This is a genomic window from Microvirga aerophila, from assembly GCF_003332305.1.
Taxonomy (GTDB): domain Bacteria; phylum Pseudomonadota; class Alphaproteobacteria; order Rhizobiales; family Beijerinckiaceae; genus Microvirga; species Microvirga aerophila.
Genome location: NZ_QOIO01000031.1, coordinates 22,122 through 46,141, shown reverse-complemented (window position 1 = coordinate 46,141; position 24,020 = coordinate 22,122). Strand labels below are relative to the sequence as shown.

Here is a 24,020-nt window from a genome sequence, read left to right as displayed (position 1 = left end):
TGCGGCCACCGTAAAACAGCGTTGGATCAAGCAAGCTTACTTGCCTTAAGTTGCAAGCAAACGGCAGCGTTCCATGATTTCTGCTCTGTGCTATCGCCTTCTGGCCTTTGTTGAAGCAGGAACTTCCGGAACATGCGAATTGCTGGCTCTTTTTCCATGTCTGAGCGATGGGCGATGAAGAATGGCAGGATCAGGGGGGTTTCCGGGGCTGCAACCTCTACGAGATCAAGTCGGCTGAGAAGATCGGCATAATGGGTTGGGAGGACACCAACGCCGAAGCCGGCCGCGATGAGGGTCGCGGCTGTCTCAACACTGTCGACCGTTGCAGCGGGACTCAGATGATAGCTTTGCTCAAGCTTGTCGATCGTGGGAGCCTTGTAGCGCCGCGCAATGAAGGGGATCGCCTCCAACGAGTGGTTTTTCCCTGCAAAAGCGGCCTCAATTTCAGTTCTCCGCGGATGATCCTGCGAGATATAGATCCGGTGCTGCTCGGAAAATGCCTCAGTATACTCCAGAGGGCTGAGACCGGTGGGTTGCGCCGTGATCCCAACGTCGAGTCGGCGCTCTCGCAAAGCAATTTCGATCGCAGGAGGTGATAGAAGTGACAGTTCCACGAATAGGTCTGGGTAAGCCTGTGCGACCATGTTCAGCCCCTGCACCAAACGAGAGGCTGGATTGGAAAGGGTATTGTCAATAATTCCTATCCGGAAGCGTCCCTTAACGGCTTGGCTTATGATCCGTACGGATGTCTCAAACTCGTTCAGCTCTAACGTTAGTCGCTTTGCGTGCTCATAGATGCTAAGGCCCTGAGGCGTAAGCTCAAATCCTCCGCGACCCCTCCGACAGAGGCGTACGCCGAGGCGGTCCTCAAGCTCCGAGAGCGAGCGACTGACTGCAGTCAAGTTCGCACCGAGCGCGTAAGCTGCTGCTGAAACCCCTTCGTTCTCGACGACCGCGGTGAAGATCCGAAGCTGCTTAACATCGAGGTTTGATAACTGAAATGGGCCCATCGATGCGATCCTTGCGGTTTTCCGCAAATATGATTGCGCAGATTTGGCTGTGTTTCCAGCTCCCAATAAATCAATAATTTCATCACCATCGCCACTGACCGCGTAGTTTTGCCGATTGGCGATGGCGAGACCAAGCAGGAGGCACGGTGCGCGACGAAAAGCCGAGGACCTCAACTTCATGGGATAAGTCATCGGGCCGGGACCAAGAGGCGACTATCACGGCGACTCTGACTTCGGTCAGGTCGCGGCCCGTTGAGATCGCCTTTGACCGGGGACGCCACTGGCGCGCGAAGATCGGATTCGTCGTTCTCGCTATGGAGCAGACGGTCGAGGACGATGTGTTTCGGCTAACCCCGGATGGTGTGGGGGTTCATTTTTCGCGAGTTCCCATGAACAACGAGGCCACCGTGGACACGCTCGCCACCATGGCTCCCGATATTGCTCAAGCGGCCTCACTCATTCGGCCTGAAACGGGCGTCGATGTTCTTTGCTACACCTGCAACAGTGGAACAATGGTGATTGGCGAAGCCGGTGTGATCCGATCCCTCAGGGCCGCCCGGCAACAGGTCAAGCTGACCACGGTCATGACAGGCGTGGTCAGGGCCCTCAGAACCCTGGGGGCCCGGAGAATTGCTGTCGCTACGCCGTACCTTGACGAGGTGAACACCATCGTTCGGGATTTCCTGGAGGATCATGGCTTCCACGTCGTCGAAATCCAAGGAATGAACATCCGGAACAACAGCGAAATTGATGCTGTCGATCCTCACTTCATCAGGGCATACGCACGTAGCGTCGATAGACCTGAGGCCGAGGCCGTCTTTATTTGCTGTGGAGCTCTCCGAGCGCTCGACGTCGTCGCCGATCTGGAAGGCGATCTCGGAAAGCCGGTGGTGGTGAGCAATCAAGCCATGATGTGGGATTGCCTGCGTGTTGCCGGGGTTGGCGATCAGATCAGCGGTTTCGGTCGGCTGTTTGAGCTGGGTGTGACCGAACACCATCACGCCGTAGGTGCATTGGCTCAGTCGAGCGCTGCTACTTGGCCGTAAACCGAATAAACAGGAGGGAACATGCCGTCGAGCGTGATGATGTCGGACCTTTCCTGGGAAGAATACTGCCGCCGCATCACAGAGGAGGATGCGGTGGTTATCGTCCCGGTTGGTGCGGTCGAGCAGCATGGCTATCATCTGCCATTGGGCACAGACTGGATGATGGCCACCTATATGGCTTGCCGTGCTGCGGAGAATATCGGCGGGGTTGTGGCGGCACCCATCGCCTATGGCGCCCGATCTCAAGTGCGGACCGGCGGTGGTCCGCATCGTTGCGGAACAACAAACCTGTGTGCGGAAACCCTGATCGCCCTGGTGCGTGATGTTCTCATGGAAATCGCTCGCCACGGTGCGCGCAAGATAGCCGTGATCGACAGTCATTTCGAGAACAGATTTTTCCTCGACGAGGCCTGCTATCGCGCTCAGGAGGAGCTTCGGGTGTCGGGACGAGATGTTCGCATTGTCAAAATGCTTTATGCCGAGCGGATCAAGCCTGAGACACTCGAGATAGTCTACAAGGGAATCGGCTATCCGGGGCTTGATCTCGAGCATGGTGGAATTCTTGAAACATCCATGATGCTCTATTGCTATCCAGATCTCGTGAACATGACGAAAGTCGTCGATGAACCGCTGCCGGCTTTTCCTCCCTACGATGTTTACCCGGTCAACCCAGACTGGGTCCCGCAATCGGGATGCCTCTCCTCTGGCAAGGCGGCAACCCGTGAGATCGGAGAACTGCTTGTCGAAGAATTTGTGGCTCTCGTCACAAGTTGCCTACGACAAGAGTTTCGATGATGATCACCTGTCGTAATCTACAAAGTCAAACAAGAGGGAAAGATGATCAAACATATCGTCAAGCTGGCGGCCATTGCTGCCTTGAGTGGGTTTGCCGCGTTTCCTGCCGCCGCACAAGCGGTGAAAGTCGCCGTGGCCCTGCCCGGCGTGATCACCGACAAGGCGTTCAACCAAAATGTGCACGACGGTCTGGTAAAGGCGCGAGAGACGCTGGGTGCGGAGGTCGCATTCACCGAGAATGTGTCGCAGGCCGAGCAGGTTGAAGTCATGTCCGACTATGCCCGGCGTGGCTACCAAATTGTGGTCGGCGCTGGCGGTGAGTACACCGATGCTGCCAAACGGGTTGCAACCCGTTTTCCCAAGGTGCGCGTCGTTGTTCTGAATGGCGCTCCCACCCAGGGAGTGGCAACCGTCAATTTCAAGAATGAGGAATTCGGTTATGTGCTTGGGCTCGTGGCCGGGCGCGTTACGAAAACCGGAACGGCCGCGGCGATCTCTGCCCAACAATTCGCAGCTTTTACGACAGCCGTTGATGGCTTCAAGGCAGGGCTGAAAGCGGCCAAGCCAGACGGCGACGTCCTGGTGGCGTACACGAACGACTGGGCTGATGTGGCGAAGGCCAAAGAGGCGACGCTGAACCTGATCTCCAAGGGGGCAGACGTCTTCATGCCCTATCTCGATGCAGGCTGGGTTGGCGTTGTGCAGGCGGCACAAGAGCGTAATGCTCATACCGTGGGCATTCTTCACGAGTCTGACAATAATCTGACCACGGCTCGCCTGGATTTTGCTCGCGCGCTCGTTGACGCGATTGGTCTTTTCCAGAAGGGTCAGCTTGAGGCTAAGGATTACCGCATCGGCCTCACCTCGACCGATCAACTCGGCCCCTTCAATTCCGCCGTGCCGGAAGCTGTGCGCCAAGAGGTGCAAAAGGCAATCGAGGATATCAAGTCGGGAAAGCTCAATCCAGCCAAGGGCTGATTTAAGACGATTTCCTCGCCAATCCACTGGCGGGGAAATCGCCCACAATGGATCAACGTAGAGACCGCCATGCAGGCTGTTCCCAGTCGAATCTCGCTTGAAGGCATCGTCAAGACATTCGGCGGCTTTCGAGCAAATGACGACGTCAGCATCCATGTTGCTGAAGGGTCAATTCACGCCATTCTCGGAGAGAATGGTGCCGGTAAATCGACCTTGATGAATATCATCTACGGTTTGTATCAGCCCGATGCGGGACGCATTCTCTCTCGGGGCCGCGAAGTCAAGATATCGAACCCGCGCCAAGCCATGGCACTCGGGATCGGTATGGTTCACCAGCACTTTAAACAGGTTGACACCATGACAGTGACCGAGAATGTGGTGCTCGGGCTGCCCGGGCGACCGGTTCTCAATCTTGCTCAGGATCGCAAAAGAATCATCGACCTTGCCCAAGAGCTTGGCTTCGATATTGACCCGGACCAGCCGATGTGGAGCCTGCCCATCGGGATGCAGCAGCGTGTGGAAATCCTGAAGCTGCTCTATCGGCAGGCCGATCTCCTGATCCTCGACGAGCCCACAAGCGTCCTGACGCCGAGCGAGATCAAGCCGTTCTTCAACCTGCTGAGCAGGCTTCGATCAAGTGGCCGCACGATTGTGCTCATCACTCACAAGCTCGACGAAGTGATGGAAATGGCGGACCGTGTGACCGTCATGCGTCTGGGGCGGGTTGTCGCCAACATCGAAGCGTCGGAAACGAACTCGCGCGAGCTGGCTCGACTGATGGTCGGGCGCGACGTCATCTTCGATGTCACGCGCACGCCGCCTCGGATTGGGTCCCCTGTTCTTGAGGTGGCAGACCTTGTCGCCACCGACGAACGTGGACTTTCAGCGCTCAATGGGCTGTCGCTCACCGTTAAGGCCGGGGAAATCGTTGGCATCGCGGGGGTTGACGGAAATGGTCAGAGAGAGCTGGCCGAAACCATTGCCGGCCTCCGCAAAGCGTCGGCGGGCACGGTGAAAATCTGCGGGCAAGTTGCAGACCGGCTGAATCCCGCGGAGCGCAAGCGCAGGCTGCGCATGGGGTTTGTGCCGGAGGATCGCCAAAAGGTCGGTCTCGATCTGGACAGCGACATCGCCTTCAACATGGTCCTCCGCAGCTTTCGGCTCCCACCTTTTTCTCGCCATGGCTGGGTAGATTTCGCGAAAATCAAGACTCACGCCAAGCAACTTGCCGAGCGCTACGACGTCCGGATGCGCGGAGTCGGTCAGCGCGCGCGCGACCTGTCCGGCGGAAACCAGCAAAAGATCATCCTCGCCCGGGAGATGGAGGACGAGCCGGAGCTGCTCATTGTCTCCCAGCCGACAAAAGGCCTTGATGTCGGCGCGATTGACTTTGTTCAACGAACTCTTCTCGCGCAACGCGACCGGGGAACCGGCATTCTGTATATCTCGACGGAACTGGAAGAACTCCTCATGGTCGCGGACCGCCTCGCTGTGATCTTCAATGGACGGATCGTTGGGGAGCTTCCGGTGTCGGAGGCGACACCCGAAAGACTGGGTCTCTTGATGACAGGTAAGGCCGCATGAGCGTCGTCGGACAGCCATCCGTGAAAGCGCAAACCCCAAGTGGTGCCGAGCCCCGGGCGGGGCGGGTGGCGCAGAGCCTGATCAAATTCGCCTTCATGCTCAAGACCGTGTGGGCGGTGCTTGCGGCCCTTATTCTGGGAGCCTTCCTGGTCCAACTCGCGGGTGGAAGACCGGTTGCGGCGTACAGCGCGCTTTTCGAAGGGGCATTCGCCGATTACTACGGCATCAGCAGTACCCTCGTGCGCATGTCCCCCCTGCTTCTGGCGAGCCTAGCGGTGATCATTCCCCTGCGCGCTGGCCTCTTCAACATCGGAGCCGAGGGGCAGATCTACATCGGCGCCCTGCTGTCGACCTTGGTGGCTCTTTATCTGCCAGAGGTGCTCCCGAGCTGGATCCATGTCATCGCCTGTATTGGTGCGGGTGCCCTGGGTGGAGCGCTATGGGGCCTGATCCCAGCCGCCCTGAAAGCTTATCGCGGCACAAACGAAATTATCACCTCTTTGTTGCTGAGCTATGTTGCCGTGTACACGGTCGGAGCCGTTCTCCACGCTTGGCTCATGGAACCTGGTGCGCCATATCCGTACTCGCGCGAAATTCCCGATGCGTTGGTCCTGCCAACGTTCCTGTCCGAAACCGAAGCCCATATCGGCGTGCTCATTGCTGTTGCGGCTGCACTTGTGATTGCGGTGATCTTCCGTCAGACAACACTGGGACTGTCCATTCAGACTGTTGGTCACAATCCGCATGCAGCTGTGTATGCTGGTCTCGACGTCAAGCGTCTCACCTTGTCGAGCTTTGCACTCGGCGGAGCCATGGCGGGTCTTGCCGGAGCCTTCGAGGTCTTAGGTTTGAAGTACAGGCTCTTCGACCACTTTAGCCCCGGCTACGGCATGCAAGGGATTATTGTTGCGTTCCTTGCGGCCCTGAGCCCGCTGGGGTCCATCGTGGCGGCCTTCTTTCTGGCGGGATTGCAGGTGGGGGCGGGTGCAATGCAGCGCACAACCGGCATCGACACAACCATGGTGGAGGCGCTTCAGGGCATGATCGTCTTGTTCGTCGCAATCGGGCTTGCGTTCCGGTACCACCCTGAGCGCTGGTCGCGGCGTGTTGCAGCGTGGCAGAAGCCGACGCAAGGAGAGTAGGCGATGTTTGACTTCCTGCTGGATCCAGCACAGCTCACCGACTTCCTCAGCACGGGCTTGCGCCTTTCCATCCCTTTGATCTTCGCGGCAATGGGGGGACTGGTCTGCGAGCGGTCAGGCGTGTTTAACATTGCGCTCGAAGGCCAGATTCTGTTCGGCGCCTTTGGCGCCGCCGTTGGCGCCTACTTTCTCGGCACACCGACGGGAGGCTTGGGTTTCGCACTATTGTTTGGGGCGCTATCCGGACTGCTTCTGGCGGTTCTCGGCATTACGTTGCGGGTTAACCAGATTGTCATCGGCATTGCGGTCATTCTGTTTTCGACAGGCTTTACCTCCTTCATGTCTCGGGTTCTCTTTCCGGGGAGTGGGAACAGCCTCAAACTCCAGGGCTTTGGTCCTGTGGCAATCCCGTACCTCTCGGATATCCCGGTGCTCGGGCCCGTTCTTTTTTCGCAGGACGCACTGGTTTATGTCGCCCTTCTGACTGTCGTGGCCGTCTATCTGGTCCTGTTCAAGACCCGCATAGGCCTGTCAATCCGCGCCATCGGCGAGAACCCGTCGGCGGCCGACTCTGCCGGAGTGCCGGTGTTTAGGCTCCGCTACGCATGTGTTATCGCTGGATCGACCCTCGCGAGCTTGGGGGGAGCCTACCTGGTTCTGACGCAGGTGTTCCTGTTCTCCGACAACATGAGCGCCGGTAAGGGGTTTATTGCTCTTGCGGCGATTGTCCTGGGCCGATGGCAGCCTCAGCTTGCATTCCTCGCGTGCTTGTTGTTCGGGTTTTTCGACGCTTTCCAGCTCCGCCTGCAGTTCAATCACCCTGAAATCCCGTTTCAGGTCTTCGCAGCACTCCCGTACGGTGTCTCAATCTTGGCCTTGGTTGGCCTGATGGGGCAGGCTCATCCCCCCGCCGCCGTCGGCCGTCCCTATGATCGCGAAATGCGATAACCGTCCGACGTTGGTCACTGGCGGCCGGCGCCGGGCCGCGGCCAACGATGTGACGAGTCCAACCAAAATAAGCACTGTTGAATGAGGGAGTGGTGCATGCCGTCGAACCCGTCCGCCGAGCGGCTCATCGCCGATTTGCGCACTCTGGCCACAATCGGCCGGAAAGGCCAAGGCCTGTACCGTCGAGCATTCTCTGAGCAGGACCTTGAGGCTCGTCTTTGGGTGAAGGCACGGATGGAGGAGGCTGGACTTGAAACAAGCCTCGACAGCTTCGGCAATTTGATCGGTTACACGCCCGGCTGCGAGAGATATGTGCTTATCGGATCCCACACCGATACTGTCCCCAATGGAGGCTGGCTGGATGGAGCACTCGGGGTGATGGCTGGTCTTGAGGTCGCGCGGGTGATGCCGCCGGGGCGCGAGACCGGCGTCGCCGTGATCTCGTTCAGCGATGAGGAGGGGCGGTTTTGCCCCTTGTTGGGCAGCCAGTTGTTCTGTGGTCATCTGTCACCGCAGTCGGCACTGGGGCTCGTTGATGAGAGCGGCACCGCGTTAGCGGACGCGCGCGCGCAGATTGGCCTTTCGGGCGACACGGTCCTTCGCCTCGATCCGTCCCGGCATGTGGCCTACCTCGAGCTGCACATCGAGCAGGGACCTATCCTCGAGCACGAAGGCCTTGAGATTGGGATTGTCTCCGACATTGTCGGAATCGCCCGTGCTCGAGTTCGGTTTCGCGGTCAGGCAGACCATGCCGGAACAACGCCTATGGCGTTGCGTCGCGACGCGGCGCGCGGAGCGTATCTCTTTGCTGAAGAGTTTCACAGATTTTGCAGCGAGGCCGCGGAAAGCGGATCTGTGTGGAATCTCGGCGGTATACGTGCGGAGCCGGGCGCTTTCAATGTCGTTGCCGAACGGGCAGAGATCCTGGTCGAGTTCAGAAGCTCCTCCAGTGACAGCATCCGCCTGATGCAAAGACAAATTCCGATCCTTGCCCAGGCTGCGGCACAAGCCACGCGCGCCGATGTCGAAATCCTACCAGCCGGCGATGTCGCGCCCGTCGCGATGAGTGCACGGGTCACCGAGGTAATGGCGCGCGCAGCCACCGCTCTCGGCTTCCGGCCCAAACCCATGGTCAGCGGAGCTGGGCACGATGCCATGACCATGGCGCCGCATGTGTCGACTGCTATGCTGTTCATCCCGAGCCTCGGCGGGCGCAGTCATACTCCTGAAGAGCATAGCACCGATGAGGCCCTCACGGCTGGCCTAGCGGTTCTATCCGCGACTGCCGCTGAATTACTAGCTCAGGAAATTCAGCTGGAAGCTGTGAGGTGACCCGGCACCATGCTTCGGGTGAAGCACGAGCTGCCTCCACGTGAGCATGATCGCATGCGTCCCGGTAACATGGCCAATTAGCAAACCGTCACCTCTAAGGGGAGAAACATGAGTGAAGCGCTTCAGCCAGCCGACGTTCCAAAAATTTACAGCGACGTGCCACCCTTTATGGCGGTCGACTATGTCCCGGATGTCGCGACACTGACCGCCGATGCAGCGGTGATTGGAATGCCCTACGACGGGATTGCAACCTTCCGAGGCGGCGCGACTCGGCGAGGTCCGCAAGAAATCCGCAAGTATTCCCTGCTGTTCGGCGGACATAATTTCGATTGGGATCTGGACGTGTTCCAGCACATCAAGGTGGCTGATGTCGGGGACATCGATGTCGTTCCCGGGGACAATGCTCGCAGCTACGAGCGCTTCGAACAGAAACTTCAAGCGATGCTGGCACGGGGGGTGATCCCCTTCAGCCTTGGTGGCGATCACGGCATTACCTACCCGGCCGTTGCCGCGGTATCTCGGCACCACGCGTCTCCCCTCGGGATGATCGTGTTCGACACTCACTTGGATCTGAGCGAGTCATTGAACGGCGATCGCCTCACCCGAGCGTCTCCCATCCTGAGGATTTGCGAGCTTGAGCACGTCGATCCCAGGCGCGTTGCGATCATCGGGGCCCGGGGCCCTCGCAACCTCCCGGAATGGACCCCTCTCTACCGGGAGCTCGGCATGTCAGTGTTCCCCATGGAGCAGATTGAGCAGGAAGGCATTGAGGCCATCACGGAAAAGGCACGAGCCATCGCCACCGCCGATAGTGCAAAGTTATATGTCAGCGTCGACATCGACAGTATCGATCCCGCTTACGCACCCGGCACAAACAGTCTCGAGCCGGGTGGTTTGACCTCTCGCGAGATCATCCGCGGGGTGCGCGTCGCAGGCCGCAACGGTTTCGTTGGCTTCGATATCGTTGAAGTGTCGCCGGACTTTGACACCAGGAGCGGGACAACGAGCGTATTAGCAGCCCGCATTATGGCCGAAGCTCTCTGTTGCCTTGCTGCCGTCCGGGCAGGTCGTCAAGACGCTTGGCGTACCGCTCACGCGCAACCGGCGCGCTAGTAATGCGGGGCTGACGAGCCCCTTTCATCACCACTCAACCAGGAACAAGATATGATTAACAATCCAGTGCCGTGGCCTAACGGGGCCCGCTGTGCCGTTGCTATCACCTTCGACATGGACGCAGACAGCCTTGTGCATATCGCCCATCCCGACCGCGCGCCCGATATGGTCTCGACAACCTCCATGCTGCGGTACGGACCACAGGTGGGCGTGCCGCGTATTCTCGAGACGTACCGGCGGCTCGAGATCAAGCAAACCTTTTTCATCCCGGCTTGGTGTGCCGAAACCTATCCCGGCGCCATTGAGCAGATGGTGGCCGCGGGACACGAGGTTGCATTGCACAGCTACATTCATGAGATGTCGTACGACAAGCCGCGAGAGGAGGAATTGTATTGGCTCCAACGCAGCACGGAGGTGCTTGAGCGGATCAGCGGAGCTCGGCCGCGTGGCTGGCGCGCGCCGATGTACTCCTTCTCCAAACATTCGGCCGAACTCTTGGTGGACGAGGGGTTCCTGTACGATGCCTCGTTAATGGGTGACGACGTACCGTACCTCCTGTCTACGCCGAAAGGAAGTCTGGTCGAGCTTCCAGCCCACTGGGGATCCGACGACTATCCCCAGTACGCCCACACGCCTGATCTCGACTATGCCGTCCCCGTAAAGGCCCCCCGCGAAGCCATCGACAATTACAACGATGAGTTTGAAGCTCATTACGCGCACGGCGGCCTGTGGATCGGTGTGTGGCACCCTTTCCTGACAGGGCGCCTAACCCGCTGGCACCACATTGAGAAAATGCTGATGGAGTGGCGCAGCCGGGGCGATGTGTGGTTCGCGACGCTGGAAGAGATTGCCAACCATGTCTTGAACTGCGAACGCGCAGGAACTTACAAGCCAAGAGTGGATCAGGTGCCATTCTATGATGCGCGGGTGCCGCTGCATCAGGCGAAGGTGCGGCCCGCGTAATGGTCAGTCGCAGCGACCTCAACCAGGCTGCCTGACGGGCTGAGTCTATGTTCGGGCACGGCAAAGTAAGCCACGGCCCGAACCCACTCGAACGGCGGCTGCCTCAGGTCTCGCCCTTCGAGGCCTAGCCGCCTGTTTGGTCAGGACAGGATCAAATTTGGAGCGAGTATAAACGATGCGTGCCGTAGTTGTTGATAGACCGGGGGATCTCGACCAGCTGAAGATACAAGATCTGCCCGAACCGAACCTGCGCGCAGGCGAAGTGCTGGTTGATGTTGCCTATGGGGCGTGTAATTGGGGGGATATCCAGAAGCGGCAAGGAATTTATCCTGATCCAGTCGTCTACCCGACCATACTTGGGGGAGAGGTTTCAGGGTATGTCCGACGCCGCGGTCCCGGCGTGGAGGCCCTGGAAGTCGGCCAGCCGGTGGCTGCGCTCACAGGGCGTGACATGCTGCGCGGCTTCGCCGACAAGGTCGCCATTCCTCACGAGTTCATCATCCCCTTACCTCCGTCGATGGACATCCGGGCCGCTGCCGCCTTTCCCGTCGCCTCGCTGACGGCTTTCCATTTGCTGCACACAGCTCATCAGATCCGCCAAGGCGAGGCCATTCTGATCCACGCCATCGGCGGCGCTGTCGGCTTGGCATTGACTCAGCTGGCGCGGCAGGCGGGGGCCCATATCATCGGCACCGTCGGGACCAAGGCCAAGGCGCAGCGGCCGCTCGAGTATGGCGCCCATCGGGTGATCACGCGCGACACGGAAGATTTCGTCGCGGCGGTCATGGAAGAGACTGACGGCCGCGGCGCGGACCTCGTGATCGACTCGCTCGGTGCTGATATCCTGCCGCGTAGCTTTGACGCTCTCCGGCCGTTCGGCCGGGTGATCAACATTGGCGAGGCAGCCGGCGAGCCGGATTTCCCGATCCGCAAGAAGCTCTACGAGCGCTCAACGTCGCTCTCGGGATTCGAGCTGATTCATGCTGAGCCCGGCTCCCTGCGCTGGCAGTCCGCCGTGCAAGAAATCGTCGCCATCATCGAGCAGGGACAGTTGCAGATGCCGATCGCGCGTGAATTCTTGCTTGAAGATATTCGAGATGCTCAAGCCTATCTCGAAGACCGCGGGGCGTCAGGTAAGGTGCTGATCAAAGTTGGCAACAAGCAGTGAGCTGTCCATAATCCTGAGCGGCTGCCCCTGGAGGACGACCGCTCTTCGGTGGGTTGCGCTGCGTCTGATTAAAGCCGGGGCAACCTTGCGCTTCAGTCCCCAGTACCCAACGATGTTATGGTCTTCGGGGGGCGCGCCATTGCTGGAACGCCGCAGGAGGCGCGATGCGGTTTACCACCTCCCGCAGAGCAAAGCTCGACTGAATCCGCGAAACCTTCGGCAGTCGGGACAGCTGCGTTTTATGAATACGCTCGAAATCCTCGATGTCTCGCGCGATCACGGTAACAAGATAATCATCGCTTCCGGACATGAGAAAACATCGAACCACCGATGGCGACTCAATGACGGCTTTCTCGAATGCCTCCAGTGCTTCTTCGCTTTGACTTTCCAGAGATATCCGAACCACGACTGTCGTGCCCAAACCTAGCTGTTTGAGGTCAAGCGAGGCATGATACCCTGCGATCACCGAGTCCTCGAGGCTTTTGAGGCGTCGGGCGCAAGCTGTCGTGGAGAGGCCAACCCGCTCGGATAGCTCAACGTGTGAGCGACGGGCATTCGTGCAGAGCTCCGCAAGGAGCATGAAATCAAGTTTGTCGAACTGCATGGTGGCGTCGGCCCAATCCTTCCCACTGACCATCGCGGGACTAGGGAGGCCGCCCGATCAAGATCAGTTGCGCATGCCTCGCTGGCAGAGCGCCTCATTGTATTCGCGAGTAGACGCAGCCTGCCAACACGCAGCAATCCGGCGTCTGTAACACAGATTGCGCCCGATAACGACGGATTATCTCATTATAGGCCCGAGGTTCGGCAAGAACCTGACAGAAGCACGTGCTATTTTGATGTTGAGGATGCTGGAGGGGTCGATGCGGATTGGAGTTCCCAAAGAAATTAAAGTGCATGAATACCGCGTCGGTCTCACGCCGGGAGCCGTTCGCGAGTATGTCGCAGCGGGTCACAGTGTCCTTGTCGAAACCAACGCTGGAGCTGGAATCGGTGCGGATGACGGAGCGTACCGCCAAGCAGGCGCCGTTGTGGTGGACACGGCCGCCGAGGTCTTCCGGCACGCCGAGATGATCGTGAAGGTCAAAGAGCCTCAACCGTCCGAGTGGGTGCAACTGCGCGAGGACCAGATTCTTTTTACCTATCTTCACCTGGCGCCGGACCCTGAGCTTACCAAGGGCCTCCTGGGTTCTGGGTGTACGGCGATCGCTTACGAGACGGTGACTGACCCAAACGGGGGCTTACCATTACTCGCACCTATGAGCGAGGTGGCTGGGCGACTGTCGATTGAAGCTGCTGCCAACGCACTCAAACGCTCCGCAGGCGGTCGCGGGATCCTTCTTGGCGGGGTTCCAGGCGTTCAGCCCGCGCGAGTGGTGGTGATCGGCGGCGGGGTCGTAGGAACCCATGCCGCCCGCATGGCTTCCGGCTTAGGGGCAGAAGTGACAGTTCTGGATCGTTACATCCCACGGCTGAGGGAGTTGGACGAGCTGTTCCATGGTCGGATCCGCACAAGGTTTTCGACAATTGAAGCCATGGAGCAGGAGGTGTTTGCCGCTGACGCGGTTATCGGAGCGGTTCTGGTCCCAGGAGCAAGCGCGCCAAAGCTTGTCACACGGGAGATGTTGAAGCGAATGAGGCCGGGCGCAGTTATTGTTGACGTCGCTATTGATCAAGGAGGCTGCTTTGAGACATCGCGCCCAACAACGCATGCGGATCCGACCTATGAGGTCGAAGGCATCATACACTACTGCGTTGCAAATATGCCCGGCGCGGTTCCATTGACGTCGAGCTACGCCCTCAACAACGCGACCCTTCCCTTTGGTCTAGCTATCGCAGCCGATGGGTTAGCAGCCGTTTTGGACAACCCTTATCTGCGCTCAGGGCTTAACATTCATAGAGGGCGTGTAACGTATAAGGCGGTTGCAGACAGCCTGGGTTTTACGTTCGTTCCACCGGAGGACGCTCTCGCCGCCTGACCCTTTGGGCCGCTCAGCCATCGTCCAAGCGAACTCCACCTCCAAAACGATTCAGCATATCTCAGGAACTGGTTGTGCTGCCGAGTGCTCTTGGGACAGTGCGGATCGGCTCGTTCCCAGCCAGAGTGCGGGATGGTTCGATCGGACCGAAGAATACGGCGGCAGAGTATGCGTCCCGCCGGACTGCGGCGTTGATGTTATGACCAGCTTTGCTGGCACCCTTTCGTTTCTGGTTTGCAGGGAGGGTAGACCACTCCGTTCTCACGGAAATTCAGCGAAGCAAAGGGGGCTTGGGCAATCTCAGCTGTGGGGGTACAACTGCCAGATGCTCGCCGATGCTCTGGAAGTTTCGATGCACGACAGCTATCCTTTGGCCGTGCGGGTTCGGCCCGTAAGGTTCATTATCGCGGTGGGTTCGCCCTGTCGCTCACCTGGATTTCGACTATGGCATGGATCCTCTTGACGATCGCTGGAGCACTTGAGATCTGCTGGGCTGTGGCGTTGAAATATTCAGACGGGTTTTCGCGACCGGTCCCGGCAAGCATCGCAATCGTAAGCTTTGTTGCTAGTATGGTACTTCTTGCGCTTGCTGTGAGAAGACTTCCGATTGGAACGGCGTATGCCGTGTGGACGGGCATTGGCGCCGTGGGAACAGCATTGCTCGGCGTATACGTCTTGGGTGAGACGCTGAACCTTGTGCAGATGGCAAGTATTGCGCTGATCGTGGGCGGGATCGTCGGCCTGAAGGTGCTTGGCTGATCAATTTGCAGTGTAGAAGCCTGTTGGGACCATGGCCAATTCCCGAAGGGTTGGATCCTCCTGCCGGCGGCGGAGCGACACCTGCCGTGGCTCAGCCCGTTCCGGCTGCATCAAGACCTAGGTCGAGAACTTGCAGGTAGCGTGAATACCTATCGCGGCAGTTGGCGCATCGCACCCTTGCGCCTGGCGACAGGTGGCCTCACAGGACCGGCAAATGCGCTGCAGTATCCTTCTTGCTGGTGCCTTGCCTCAGGATTGCACCCATTTAACCTGAACAACGACAGCAGAGGGTTCGGGCCAAACGCGCCGGTACGGCGCGCTCGGCTCGAATCGCCAAAGGATCAGCTCAGGATTTGAAAGTGCGCTTCAGTCGGCTTCAAGTTTTTGCCATTGACCGGGATAATATCCTGTGGGCAGGCGGAAAATGCAATGACGAGATCCATTTCGGCGCGCAGCGTCACGGAACTGCCCTTGGACGATACAGGCGGGTCGAATGTGAGCCGACCATTCTGTTGAACAGGGACGTTCATGAACAAATTCAGCGGACTTGGGGTTTCGGGGGCATGGAGGCCGAGTTGGTGCAGAGCCTCGTGCAGGTTATCGGTACAATTGTCGTGATACTCGGCGCAGCCGAGTAGCTCATAACGATATCTGTCGCAAGCAGCCATCAGCGTATCATGAACAGCCCCCGCCGTGTCCTCGACAAAAGTGAGAACAGGTCGGCGCTTGTTTGTGAGCATCGTATCGCCTACCTGCGGGATAATCTTCAGGATATGGGCGCGGCTATGTTCCATTGACATGAACTCATTCAGATCACCAGCAGCGAAGGCCCATGTATCGACTACCTGTTCGCCGTGGGTATTGATGACGCGTATCAATTGGCCCTTCTTCACGTGGGCGGCGCTACCCTTACGAGCAGGTATGGTGCTCAGCTCTTGATCTGACATGGGGCTCGTCCTTGTTTGCGGCTGGATTGGAAATCGCTTCAGGTGTGTCGTGACTGATCAGACCTGAGGCGGGTGGCGACATATGACGTGTGAGAGCGGCTTCGGCATGTCGGCCCGCATGGCTCACAACAGTGGCAGCCGCCCAGTAAAGTAGAGCAATAGCAAGATAAGGTTCCAGTACTGAGAATGTCTCGGTCACCATCCGGGTTGTCTCGAACGTCAACTCGGGTACCGTAATGACTGAAAGTACCGCCGATTCCTTCAGAAGAATGATGGACTGATTGGTGATCGGCGGAATGACCGCTGCGAGCAACTGGGGAAGTTGGATCAGACGGAACGTTAGCCATCGCCCGAGACCTAGGGACCGAGCGGCTTCTTCTTGTCCGGCTGGGACAGCTGTAAATCCAGCCCGGAAAATCTCGGAGAAGTATGCCCCGCCGTACAGCGTGAGTCCGACAAGACCTGTTGTAGTGGAGTCGAGCGTCAAACCCAGCGACGGACCGCCGTAATAAAGCAAGAACAGTTGAATCAGGAGGGGTGTCCCGCGGAATATAGCAACATATATGGCGACTGCCAAGTCCAGACCCCGCCATTGACGCCTAGCTAAAGCCAAAGCGAGCCCCCAAAAAGCGCCTGCTATGACGGATACAAGGGTAATCGAGGCGGTCCATCCGAGACCGGTCAGCAAACGTGGTGCAAAGGTGCTTAGCAACGCAAGATCAAAGCTCACCGGTGCGCGTCCTGCATCTTGAACCGCGACTCGGCAAATCGCCCTGCCAACCCGATGAGGCTCGTGAGGATCAGGTAAAGTGCAGCTACGGCAATATAAACCTCTAACGGACGGTAGGTAACGGCGGTTACTTGCTGACCAACCCGCAAAAGGTCTGTCACAGCGATGACTGAAACAAGCGCCGAGTTTTTCAGGATGTCTACAGCCTCATTTGTGAGGGCGGGCAGTGTGAGCCGCAGCACCTGTGGAAGCAGAACCAGCCGATGGATTTGCCAGCGAGACAATCCCAGCGCGCTTGCGGCCTCAGCTTGTCCCTTGGGAAGCGATTGGTACCCAGCGCGGTAAATCTCTGCTTGGAACGCCGCTGTGTTGAGCGTGAGCCCAAGAAAAGCTGCGACTAAAGACGATACAGGGAGACCAAGTGCGGGTGGCACATAGAAAAGGATCAGCAGCTGGACGAGGAGCGGTGTGCCACGAAAAAAGCTGATGTAGGTTGCCGCGAAGCGTGCGAGCAGTCCTCCGGACCGCTTCGCGGAGTAGAGTGCAAACCCAAGCGGGCATCCCACAACGATTGCGGCTAGCGAGAGGGTAAAGGTTGTAACCGCACCAGTTGCGAGCTGGTCCACGTAACTCAACGCGGTTACAAAGTCGAACATAGGCCCAAGCTCCCATCCAGCAAGTGCGCGGCTACATCACAGGGTCAGGAACCTTGTCAGCCGGCACGTCCATCGCGAAGCCAAACCACTTTTGCTGGAGTTCCTTCATTTTTCCCGAGCGGTTCAACTCGGCGATCCCCTCGTTGAAGAACTGCACCAACGTCGCGCTGTCAGGCTCTTTGCGCCCGGCCCAGGAAAAATAGTTTCTGGGACCGAACGGCGGCTCCACAACAGCAAACGTGTCCCCACGCTGCTTAATAAGCGGCCCGAGGTTGGAAATTGAGTGTGCCACAGCTTGAATGCGGCCAGCTCCAAGGTCCGCGAAGGCCTCATTGAAGTCGATGTACTCCTTGATCTGACCCACACCCTTGCCGGTCTCGCGCTTGAGTTTGGCATCGTAATCCTGGAGAGTCTTCAGGTGGCTCGAGCCGGCCTGTGTACCCACGACCTTACCAGCAATATCCTCGGGCTTGGCGATTGCGGTGTCACTTTTGCGTTTCAAAAGTCCGACTGTTCCATCTGCGATCGGCAGCGTGAGAGCATACTTGTCGGCTCGCTCCTTCGTGATTCCAACCGAGGTCACCACGAAATCGAATTTCTTTGCGGCAAGTCCTGGCAGAATACCCTGCCAAGGCAAATCGAGTTGCTCAACTTTCACGCCGGGCATCCGAGCCATGATGAGATCGAGCATGTCGCGTCCGTATCCGACTATTTTCCCATTCTCGACGAACTCGAAAGGTGGGAAACGGGCCTCAGTGGCGATCGTGATCTTTCCGTTCTTCTTGATATCGTCCAGCAGATCGGCTCGAGCAGGCGGAGCAGAGCTGGCGGCAAGTGCTGCTCCGGTAACAAAGATCAGACAAAGACGAGAGAACAACAGTGACTTGAACATCAACAACCCTCTCCTTATCCGCACGCAGCTGCAGTGGCGTGGGCTTATTTGCGCAACAGATATCAGCTCAAAACCACAACTGTGTCGACAGAAAATTTCAGAGTAGAGCTTTATCATTTTGGGCATGGTACATAGTCTTAGCAGACTCGCAAAAGACCCTTGGACAGGTGTTGCTCTATGGACAAGTTCAACCAACCTATCGATGCTGCTGCAGTACCGCGCTTTGCTGGATCTACGACCTTCATGCGTCTGCCACTCGCCCCGTCAGCGGCGGGGTTGGATATTGCGCTCGTTGGAATCCCGTGGGATGGAGGAACAACAAACCGAGCTGGAGCCCGCCATGGACCGCGCGAGGTTCGCAGCCAGTCGACCCTGATGCGTCGTGTGCATCACGTGTCAGGACTTGAACCGTTCAGTATCGCACAGATTGCGGATGTCGGCGATGTTTCGGTCAATCCGATTGACCTCCATGATGCGCTGAAGCGGATTGAAAATGGATTATCAGAGATCATCGCGCATGGAAGTATTCCGCTGTGCGTAGGTGGAGACCACCTGACCACTCTCCCTGTGTTACGAGCTGTAGCCTGCCGGAATGCCGTCGGGATGATCCACTTTGATGCTCATTCGGATACGAACGATACCTATTTCGGGAACAATCCGTTTACGCACGGAACTCCGTTCCGGAGAGCTGTCGAGGAGGGGTTGCTCGATCCTAAGAGGGTGGTGCAGATCGGAATCCGGGGGTCAATCTATGATCCGGGGGAGCACGATTGGGCGCGCGAACAGGGCATGCGTATCGTTTACATGGAGGAGGTGGTCCGCCGCGGCGTTGAGGACGTGATGGCGGAAGCCCGCCAAATTGCCGGCAATGGACCAACCTATGTCTCGTTCGATATCGACTGCATTGATCCCTGCATGGCGCCAGGCACGGGTACGCCAGAAATAGGCGGCTTCACCACGCGGGAAGCCCAACAGATGGTGCGTCTGCTGGATGGCGTTACAATCGTCGGAGCTGACGTGGTGGAGGTCGCACCCCCATTCGACATCGGCGGCATCACGGCTTTGGCTGGCGCTACAATCCTGTTTGAGCTTACATGCTTGGCTGCGAAGCAGGTCAGCAAAAGTCGTACAGCCACGGTGCCGGGTAGCGCTGGCGCGCCAAGGTAGCGCCCCCGGGCCGAGCCGACCAGACTGCTGAAGTTCTAGAGGTCTCCTTTGATGTTCGGGTCCCGAAATACCCACGTGCAGACCGGGGCTGATGTGTCGGGTAACCTGGAGCATTACAGTCGAAGCAGATCTGGATTGCCGCTGGAGAACGTGGCAAGACAGGGAACACTTATTACCCGGATGCCGGTTCTGGGTGCGCTAATGCTGTATCACAGCTGTTGCTGTCGGGGGCAGCCGAGGCGATCGGGATCCTGATGTCGGAGGCGCCCAGCGAGCCTTTTCATGAAGAAGCTGGCGTGCCGCCAGATCAGATGTCACAGTTCAGTAGAAGGCGTTGTAGCAATCAGCGGAGGCGGTGACTTAGTGTACAGCTCCATCTGGGCCCACATCACGTCATTTCCTTCGAGTTCCTCACATCGCCAGCACACTCGGCGGTTAGTTGGTATAGATCTTGCATTGTCAGAACCAACTCGAATGATCGGAGACAATATGATCCAGTTCCTTCGCCAATGGGTTGCGTTACTGGACCAGAACGAGAAAGATCTTAGAGAGCAAGGCTACATCACGGTGCATGGCGGCTGTACGTCAATCGTGGTTCGGGTTGGGGTACGACGGAGAAAGTGCTCTTAAGCAGCGCACTTTCATTTGCTTTGGAAATGATCCCAAGCCTTGACGGTATCTACGGGATGATAGACCATTCGCATGCGACCAGCCTACTAGCCGCCCGCCGCATCCGGGGAGGATCTGGTGGCGGCGATCATCGGCAGCCTGCCGAGCTACGGCTACCGGCGGGTGCATGCCCTTCTGGTACGCCAAGCGCAGGAGCAGGGCCGGGCTCCCCCAATCACAAGCGGGTCTACTAGGTCATGAAGACCCATGGCCTGCTGCTCCAGCGCCATGCCGGAGGAGCCGAGCAGCGCCGGCACGACGGGCGCGGATGTAGCGTCTCGATCCGCTTGAGTGTGCGGGCGTACCTCTTGGTAAGAGCTCCCTAACCACGAACATAAACGATGATAGCCGGAAGTGGCTGCACGGCATTTACCCTGTGCCCACGGGGGAGCACTGCCCATGACCCTTTTCGATCCGATCACCGGAAACCTGATCCGCGTAGAGAAGCCAATCAGACCTCGCCTTTGAGTGCTTTGCATCGCCGGCGTGGAATATAAGCTTTGCAGGAGAGTTGAAGGCCGGTTCAGAGCAACGGCGGCTTCAGTGATTACTCCAAGCAACAACACGACGTTGATCAAAGAGGCTCAGGCTGCTCGGGTGAGGGCTCATATCCGGGCTATGCTCTCCCGGCTGAAGGTTCGCAGGCAAAAGCTTGTGCAACAGGCCGCATAATTCGGCTGAGGCCCCTTACAGAATGAGCGCAACATCCAGGCGGCGAAATATCGTGCGTAGCCGAACACCCGGCAGTTCTTCGGTTCTGGTACTCGTTTTTGTCGGAAGCGGCCCCTGGGACAGCGACGGTCCCATCGTTTGAACGGGCGCACGTGGTCATGAAAGGGCCTCCTCACCCGCCATTGCGTAAGGAGGCCTCCTAGTCCTGCAGGCCGGAGATGTGAGTGGCCTTCGCAGAGCCAATGATCGAGGCAGTTCACTGGTTTCAGCTTGACAGGACAAAAGGCCGGTTCGCTGAGAGATCGAGCGGAACCTCCCGCCTCAGCCATTCTTGAACGCCGGCTGACCTGTTTCTGAGGATCATTTACGTGTTGAGGCTGATCAGAAACAGTTCTCTTAGCAGGTACTGAGATCAAGTTGGCTGGACCATAGGGCGATTGCCTAATCGCCTTTCGCGGGTGCGGGGAGGATGAGGTGCTGGCACCCACTGCGGGCTGCAAGTAATAAGATGCGCGAAGGCCATCGGCTTATCGGGCAGGCTCAACTAACCGCCGGTTCAATTCCGGCAACCGCATTTCATAGGGTCCGATGTGCAGATACAGGCCTCCGGGCAACGTGAATATTACCGATGTAAATGTGCTGAAGCAGCGAGTACGCCCATCTGTATGTCGGTAGCGGTCGAAACGGAGTTTCGCAGGGTGAATACCAGACGGGAAACGGGCTCACACTCGAATGTGAGCCCGTTCGCATTTAGATTTTGAGTATCCGCTTGGCCTGATCCAGGAGCCTCTCAGACTCAGGATGGTTGCCCGCCTTGTGCGCCTCTTCACCTCTCCGACGCAAATCCATGACCTGCCGTCTTTCGGAACTTGAGAGTTGAGCGGTCTGCAATGCCTTGTCGATGGCTGCCATTTCCATCGGACAGCGGCGCGCGAAGGCTGGCCCAACTGTGGCGAGGCTGAGGACTAGGGCGACACTAATGGTGTGAAGCATGGTTCGCTCCTCCCTGGTAAAGCCCCCTGGGAACCGCATGGGGTAGTGCGGTCGTTGCGGTAAACTTGACTCCTTCTTCGGGGCATTTCCTAACGTCGTCCAGAATCGGACCTAGAGCGGAGATTCACAGCCCTTGTCAAGGAGAGTGCACCGATCAGTATAGGTGGGCCAGCCCACCTTTGGCTCTGGCGAGTGTGAAGACTGATCTGTACAAGAGGATTGAGCAACCAGCCGGATCTTATGTCTTGCGACTTGGCTCGCGTCTTTTCCATACATTTGTTGGCAGCGTCGAGAAGCCGGATGCAGCCATGGCTTGCACTTGCTCTGCGGGCGCTTCTCAACGCTGCCATCATGACAATCAAAGATCGCGTAGTAGTGGGAGTGCTGCCCAAAGGCTTATTGCAGTCCCATGTGCTTGGTTGCCGCGGTTGAAAGAAACGCCGTGAACGCCTCGATGAACGATTGCGCCAAGGGTGTCAGTGGGCGCTGGTGCGACCTGAGTTGGACAATCCCGCTCTCGATCCAAGGTTCAAATGGGCGCACGACAATGCCGCGATCGGTGAATTCACCGGCGGAAAAAGCATCGACGATGCTGACTCCGGCACCCTCTGCCACAAGGACACAAGCCGTGTAAGTTAAAGGTGTTTCGATCAGCGTGCGGTGGTTGACCCCCGCCAGTGCAGTATCGATCCTTGACCGGAACAAAGTTCCTGACGCGATCCCAACAAGGCGCTCGCCAGCGAGGTCCTGTGGCTGGATGATCGTATGACTTTCGAGCCGATGGCCCCTGGGAAGGGCAACAACGGCCGCGGACGGAATGGGGTCGACGAGAAAGCCGGGCCTCTCAAGAGGACCAGCTGCATAGCCGAATTCTGCCTGGCCTGCAGCAACGGCCTCGACAACCAGGTGCGACGGCATTCCAAGAACGGATGTATGGACCTGCGGACGATCCTTCAGGAACTGCCCCAGAAAGCGTGGAAGTGCGCCGGAGGCAAGGGCAGGAAGAACGGCGATGCGGAGACTTCCAGCTGCCTGGGTTCGGATGGCCTGCGCCAGATCGGCGATCCGCGAGAGGCCAGCGAACGAGCGTTCAACCTCGGCCAAGAGTGTCACCGCGGCAGGGGTCGGCGTAATTTGGTTCCCACGCCGCTCAAAAAGGGACAGGCCAGAGGAGATCTCAAACTCCCGCACCAGTCGGCTGACCGCAGGTTGGGTGATCCCAAGCAGTTCAGCGGCAGCTGTCATGCCACCAGTCAACATGACAGCCCGGAAGGCTTCCACTTGGCGGAGATTGATGCTGGGCAAGAGAGCGGCTCCATAAGGATACGGAATGGAAGCATGCTGATTTCTGATTTGACGTTATGAACTTGCTCTGGAACGCTGGCAAGCATCCGCAATAAACCATTTCAGGAGCGGAGGGAGAACAAAATGATGAGGAAGAGTGTGGCACGCGCGGTGTGCCTTGCTGGGATCAGCGTCCTAGCCATAAGTCAGGCTCAGGCCCAGCAGAAGGTTATGTATTTTGCCTCATACGGCGGTTCCTTCGAGCAGGCGGTCCGTAAGGAAATCATTCCACCATTCGAGGCCAAGCACGGCGTTAAGATTGAGTATGTTGCCGGTAACTCGACGGATACGTTGGCCAAACTCCAAGCACAGCGTGGCAATCAGCAGATCGACGTAATCGTAGTTGACGATGGACCGGCCTATCAGGCTGTGGCGCTTGGATTCTGCGGGGATCTGGAGCCAGCTGACGTCTACAAGGATGTCTATCCGATTGTGAAATTCAAGTCGAATAAAGCTATCGGCGTCGGCCTCGTCGCGACGGGGCTCATGTACAACAAGAAAGCTTTTGAAGAAAACAAGTGGCCCGCTCCCACGTCATGGGCGGACCTGAAGGATCCAAAATATAAGAAGAAGCTCGTTGTTCCTCCCCTGAACAATACATACGGGGTGCATGCTGTCATTGCAGCGGCGGCTCTGAACGGTGGCGGTGAGACGAACATTGAGCCCGGATTCCAAGCCTTCAAAAACGAGATCGGCCCGAACGTGCTTGCCTATGAGCCGTCGCCCGCGAAAATGACGGAATTGTTCCAGAACGGACAGGCTGTAATCGCAGTTTGGGGATCAGGGCGCGCAAAGGTCCTAGCCGATACCGGCTTTCCGGCGGAGTTCGTCTACCCGAAGGAGGGTGGTATTGCACTTGGCACCGCAGCCTGCACGATCGCGGGATCGAAGAACAACAAGGAAGCGCAGGCTTTCGTGCAATATCTGGTGTCCCCAGAGGTGCAGCGCGTCATGGCTAAGAGCGCTGGCTTCGGGCCTGTCAACCAGACTGTGACGCTCTCACCAGATGAGCAGAAGGGCATTCCTTACGGGGAACAGGCAAAGACCCTGCGGGCCGTTGATTGGGATGTTGTCAATCAGCACCGGGAAGACTGGAACAAGCGCTGGACCCGCGAGGTCGAGCGGTAAGCGCT

Annotated in this window: 22 protein-coding genes and 1 pseudogene; 15 read left to right on the top strand and 8 right to left on the bottom strand. The window is 58.0% G+C overall.

Annotation, left to right across the window (positions count from 1 at the left end):
- Nucleotides 1-26: 26 nt before the first annotated feature.
- Complete coding sequence (locus DRB19_RS17480) at nt 27-1,190, bottom strand: LysR family transcriptional regulator (protein ID WP_162815736.1); 1,164 nt, start codon at nt 1,188-1,190, stop codon at nt 27-29.
- A gap of 209 nt (nt 1,191-1,399) precedes the next feature.
- Here DRB19_RS17480 and DRB19_RS17475 point away from each other — a divergent pair, with 209 nt between their 5' ends.
- The 10 genes from DRB19_RS17475 (at nt 1,400) to DRB19_RS17430 (ending at nt 12,079) form a co-directional block, all read left to right on the top strand.
- A complete protein-coding gene (locus DRB19_RS17475; protein WP_245439611.1) occupies nt 1,400-2,056 on the top strand; it encodes a maleate cis-trans isomerase family protein in 657 nt (218 codons plus the stop codon).
- A 21-nt stretch (nt 2,057-2,077) separates the two neighbouring features.
- Nucleotides 2,078-2,851 (top strand): creatininase, encoded by a 774-nt coding sequence (locus DRB19_RS17470; RefSeq protein ID WP_114187304.1) that lies wholly within the window; start codon nt 2,078-2,080, stop codon nt 2,849-2,851.
- Nucleotides 2,852-2,893: 42 nt separating this feature from the next.
- Nucleotides 2,894-3,829 carry a BMP family protein gene (locus DRB19_RS17465; protein WP_114187303.1) on the top strand — a complete coding sequence of 312 codons (936 nt, stop codon included), beginning with the start codon at nt 2,894-2,896 and terminating at the stop codon, nt 3,827-3,829.
- A gap of 69 nt (nt 3,830-3,898) precedes the next feature.
- Nucleotides 3,899-5,413 (top strand): ABC transporter ATP-binding protein, encoded by a 1,515-nt coding sequence (locus DRB19_RS17460; RefSeq protein WP_114187302.1) that lies wholly within the window; start codon nt 3,899-3,901, stop codon nt 5,411-5,413.
- The gene (locus tag DRB19_RS17455) at nt 5,410-6,555 is read left to right on the top strand and encodes an ABC transporter permease (protein ID WP_210207494.1); all 1,146 of its coding nucleotides are present in this window, start codon (nt 5,410-5,412) and stop codon (nt 6,553-6,555) included. The genes DRB19_RS17460 and DRB19_RS17455 overlap by 4 nt, the downstream gene beginning before the upstream one ends.
- A gap of 3 nt (nt 6,556-6,558) precedes the next feature.
- Nucleotides 6,559-7,503, top strand: coding sequence for an ABC transporter permease (locus DRB19_RS17450; protein ID WP_114187301.1), 945 nt, complete (start codon nt 6,559-6,561; stop codon nt 7,501-7,503).
- Nucleotides 7,504-7,599: 96 nt separating this feature from the next.
- Nucleotides 7,600-8,835, top strand: coding sequence for a M20 family metallo-hydrolase (locus DRB19_RS17445; protein ID WP_162815734.1), 1,236 nt, complete (start codon nt 7,600-7,602; stop codon nt 8,833-8,835).
- Nucleotides 8,836-8,943: 108 nt separating this feature from the next.
- Nucleotides 8,944-9,948, top strand: coding sequence for an agmatinase family protein (locus DRB19_RS17440; RefSeq protein WP_114187299.1), 1,005 nt, complete (start codon nt 8,944-8,946; stop codon nt 9,946-9,948).
- Between the two features lie 114 nt (nt 9,949-10,062).
- A complete protein-coding gene (locus tag DRB19_RS17435) occupies nt 10,063-10,911 on the top strand; it encodes a polysaccharide deacetylase family protein (RefSeq protein WP_338067367.1) in 849 nt (282 codons plus the stop codon).
- Between the two features lie 175 nt (nt 10,912-11,086).
- Nucleotides 11,087-12,079, top strand: coding sequence for a quinone oxidoreductase family protein (locus DRB19_RS17430; protein WP_114187297.1), 993 nt, complete (start codon nt 11,087-11,089; stop codon nt 12,077-12,079).
- 115 nt (nt 12,080-12,194) lie between these two features.
- Here DRB19_RS17430 and DRB19_RS17425 read toward each other — a convergent pair whose 3' ends face one another.
- On the bottom strand, nt 12,195-12,683 hold the full coding sequence (locus DRB19_RS17425) for an Lrp/AsnC family transcriptional regulator (protein WP_114187336.1): 489 nt from the start codon (nt 12,681-12,683) through the stop codon (nt 12,195-12,197).
- 259 nt (nt 12,684-12,942) lie between these two features.
- On the opposite strand from DRB19_RS17425, the gene ald reads away from it, so the two are divergent.
- On the top strand, nt 12,943-14,058 hold the full coding sequence (gene ald, locus DRB19_RS17420; RefSeq protein WP_114187335.1) for an alanine dehydrogenase: 1,116 nt from the start codon (nt 12,943-12,945) through the stop codon (nt 14,056-14,058).
- A 444-nt stretch (nt 14,059-14,502) separates the two neighbouring features.
- Complete coding sequence (gene sugE, locus DRB19_RS17415) at nt 14,503-14,817, top strand: quaternary ammonium compound efflux SMR transporter SugE (protein WP_114187296.1); 315 nt, start codon at nt 14,503-14,505, stop codon at nt 14,815-14,817.
- A gap of 341 nt (nt 14,818-15,158) precedes the next feature.
- Here sugE and DRB19_RS17410 read toward each other — a convergent pair whose 3' ends face one another.
- Genes DRB19_RS17410 through DRB19_RS17395 form a run of 4 tightly spaced genes read right to left on the bottom strand, consistent with a single transcriptional unit; the run spans nt 15,159 to nt 18,042 of the window.
- The gene (locus tag DRB19_RS17410; protein WP_114187295.1) at nt 15,159-15,764 is read right to left on the bottom strand and encodes a DUF1989 domain-containing protein; all 606 of its coding nucleotides are present in this window, start codon (nt 15,762-15,764) and stop codon (nt 15,159-15,161) included.
- The gene (locus DRB19_RS17405; RefSeq protein WP_162815733.1) at nt 15,727-16,494 is read right to left on the bottom strand and encodes an amino acid ABC transporter permease; all 768 of its coding nucleotides are present in this window, start codon (nt 16,492-16,494) and stop codon (nt 15,727-15,729) included. The genes DRB19_RS17410 and DRB19_RS17405 overlap by 38 nt, the downstream gene beginning before the upstream one ends.
- Nucleotides 16,491-17,150, bottom strand: coding sequence for an amino acid ABC transporter permease (locus DRB19_RS17400; RefSeq protein ID WP_114187293.1), 660 nt, complete (start codon nt 17,148-17,150; stop codon nt 16,491-16,493). Before DRB19_RS17400 ends, DRB19_RS17405 begins: the two co-directional genes overlap by 4 nt.
- A 31-nt stretch (nt 17,151-17,181) precedes the next feature.
- Entirely contained in the window at nt 17,182-18,042 is an 861-nt protein-coding gene (locus tag DRB19_RS17395; RefSeq protein WP_114187292.1) for a transporter substrate-binding domain-containing protein, read from the bottom strand.
- A gap of 177 nt (nt 18,043-18,219) precedes the next feature.
- On the opposite strand from DRB19_RS17395, the gene speB reads away from it, so the two are divergent.
- Both speB and DRB19_RS31185 read left to right on the top strand, forming a co-directional pair.
- The gene (gene speB, locus DRB19_RS17390; protein WP_210207493.1) at nt 18,220-19,209 is read left to right on the top strand and encodes an agmatinase; all 990 of its coding nucleotides are present in this window, start codon (nt 18,220-18,222) and stop codon (nt 19,207-19,209) included.
- 720 nt (nt 19,210-19,929) lie between these two features.
- A pseudogene (locus DRB19_RS31185) lies at nt 19,930-20,144 on the top strand (IS3 family transposase); the annotation flags it as partial.
- 1,156 nt (nt 20,145-21,300) lie between these two features.
- Here the strand turns inward: DRB19_RS31185 and DRB19_RS17385 are convergent.
- Both DRB19_RS17385 and DRB19_RS17380 read right to left on the bottom strand, forming a co-directional pair.
- Entirely contained in the window at nt 21,301-21,543 is a 243-nt protein-coding gene (locus DRB19_RS17385) for a hypothetical protein (RefSeq protein ID WP_114187333.1), read from the bottom strand.
- Between the two features lie 396 nt (nt 21,544-21,939).
- Nucleotides 21,940-22,848, bottom strand: a complete 909-nt coding sequence (locus DRB19_RS17380) for a LysR substrate-binding domain-containing protein (RefSeq protein WP_245439608.1) — start codon at nt 22,846-22,848, stop codon at nt 21,940-21,942.
- A gap of 123 nt (nt 22,849-22,971) precedes the next feature.
- Between DRB19_RS17380 and DRB19_RS17375 the strand changes: the two genes are divergently transcribed.
- Nucleotides 22,972-24,015 carry an ABC transporter substrate-binding protein gene (locus DRB19_RS17375; RefSeq protein ID WP_210207492.1) on the top strand — a complete coding sequence of 348 codons (1,044 nt, stop codon included), beginning with the start codon at nt 22,972-22,974 and terminating at the stop codon, nt 24,013-24,015.
- Nucleotides 24,016-24,020: the final 5 nt, after the last annotated feature.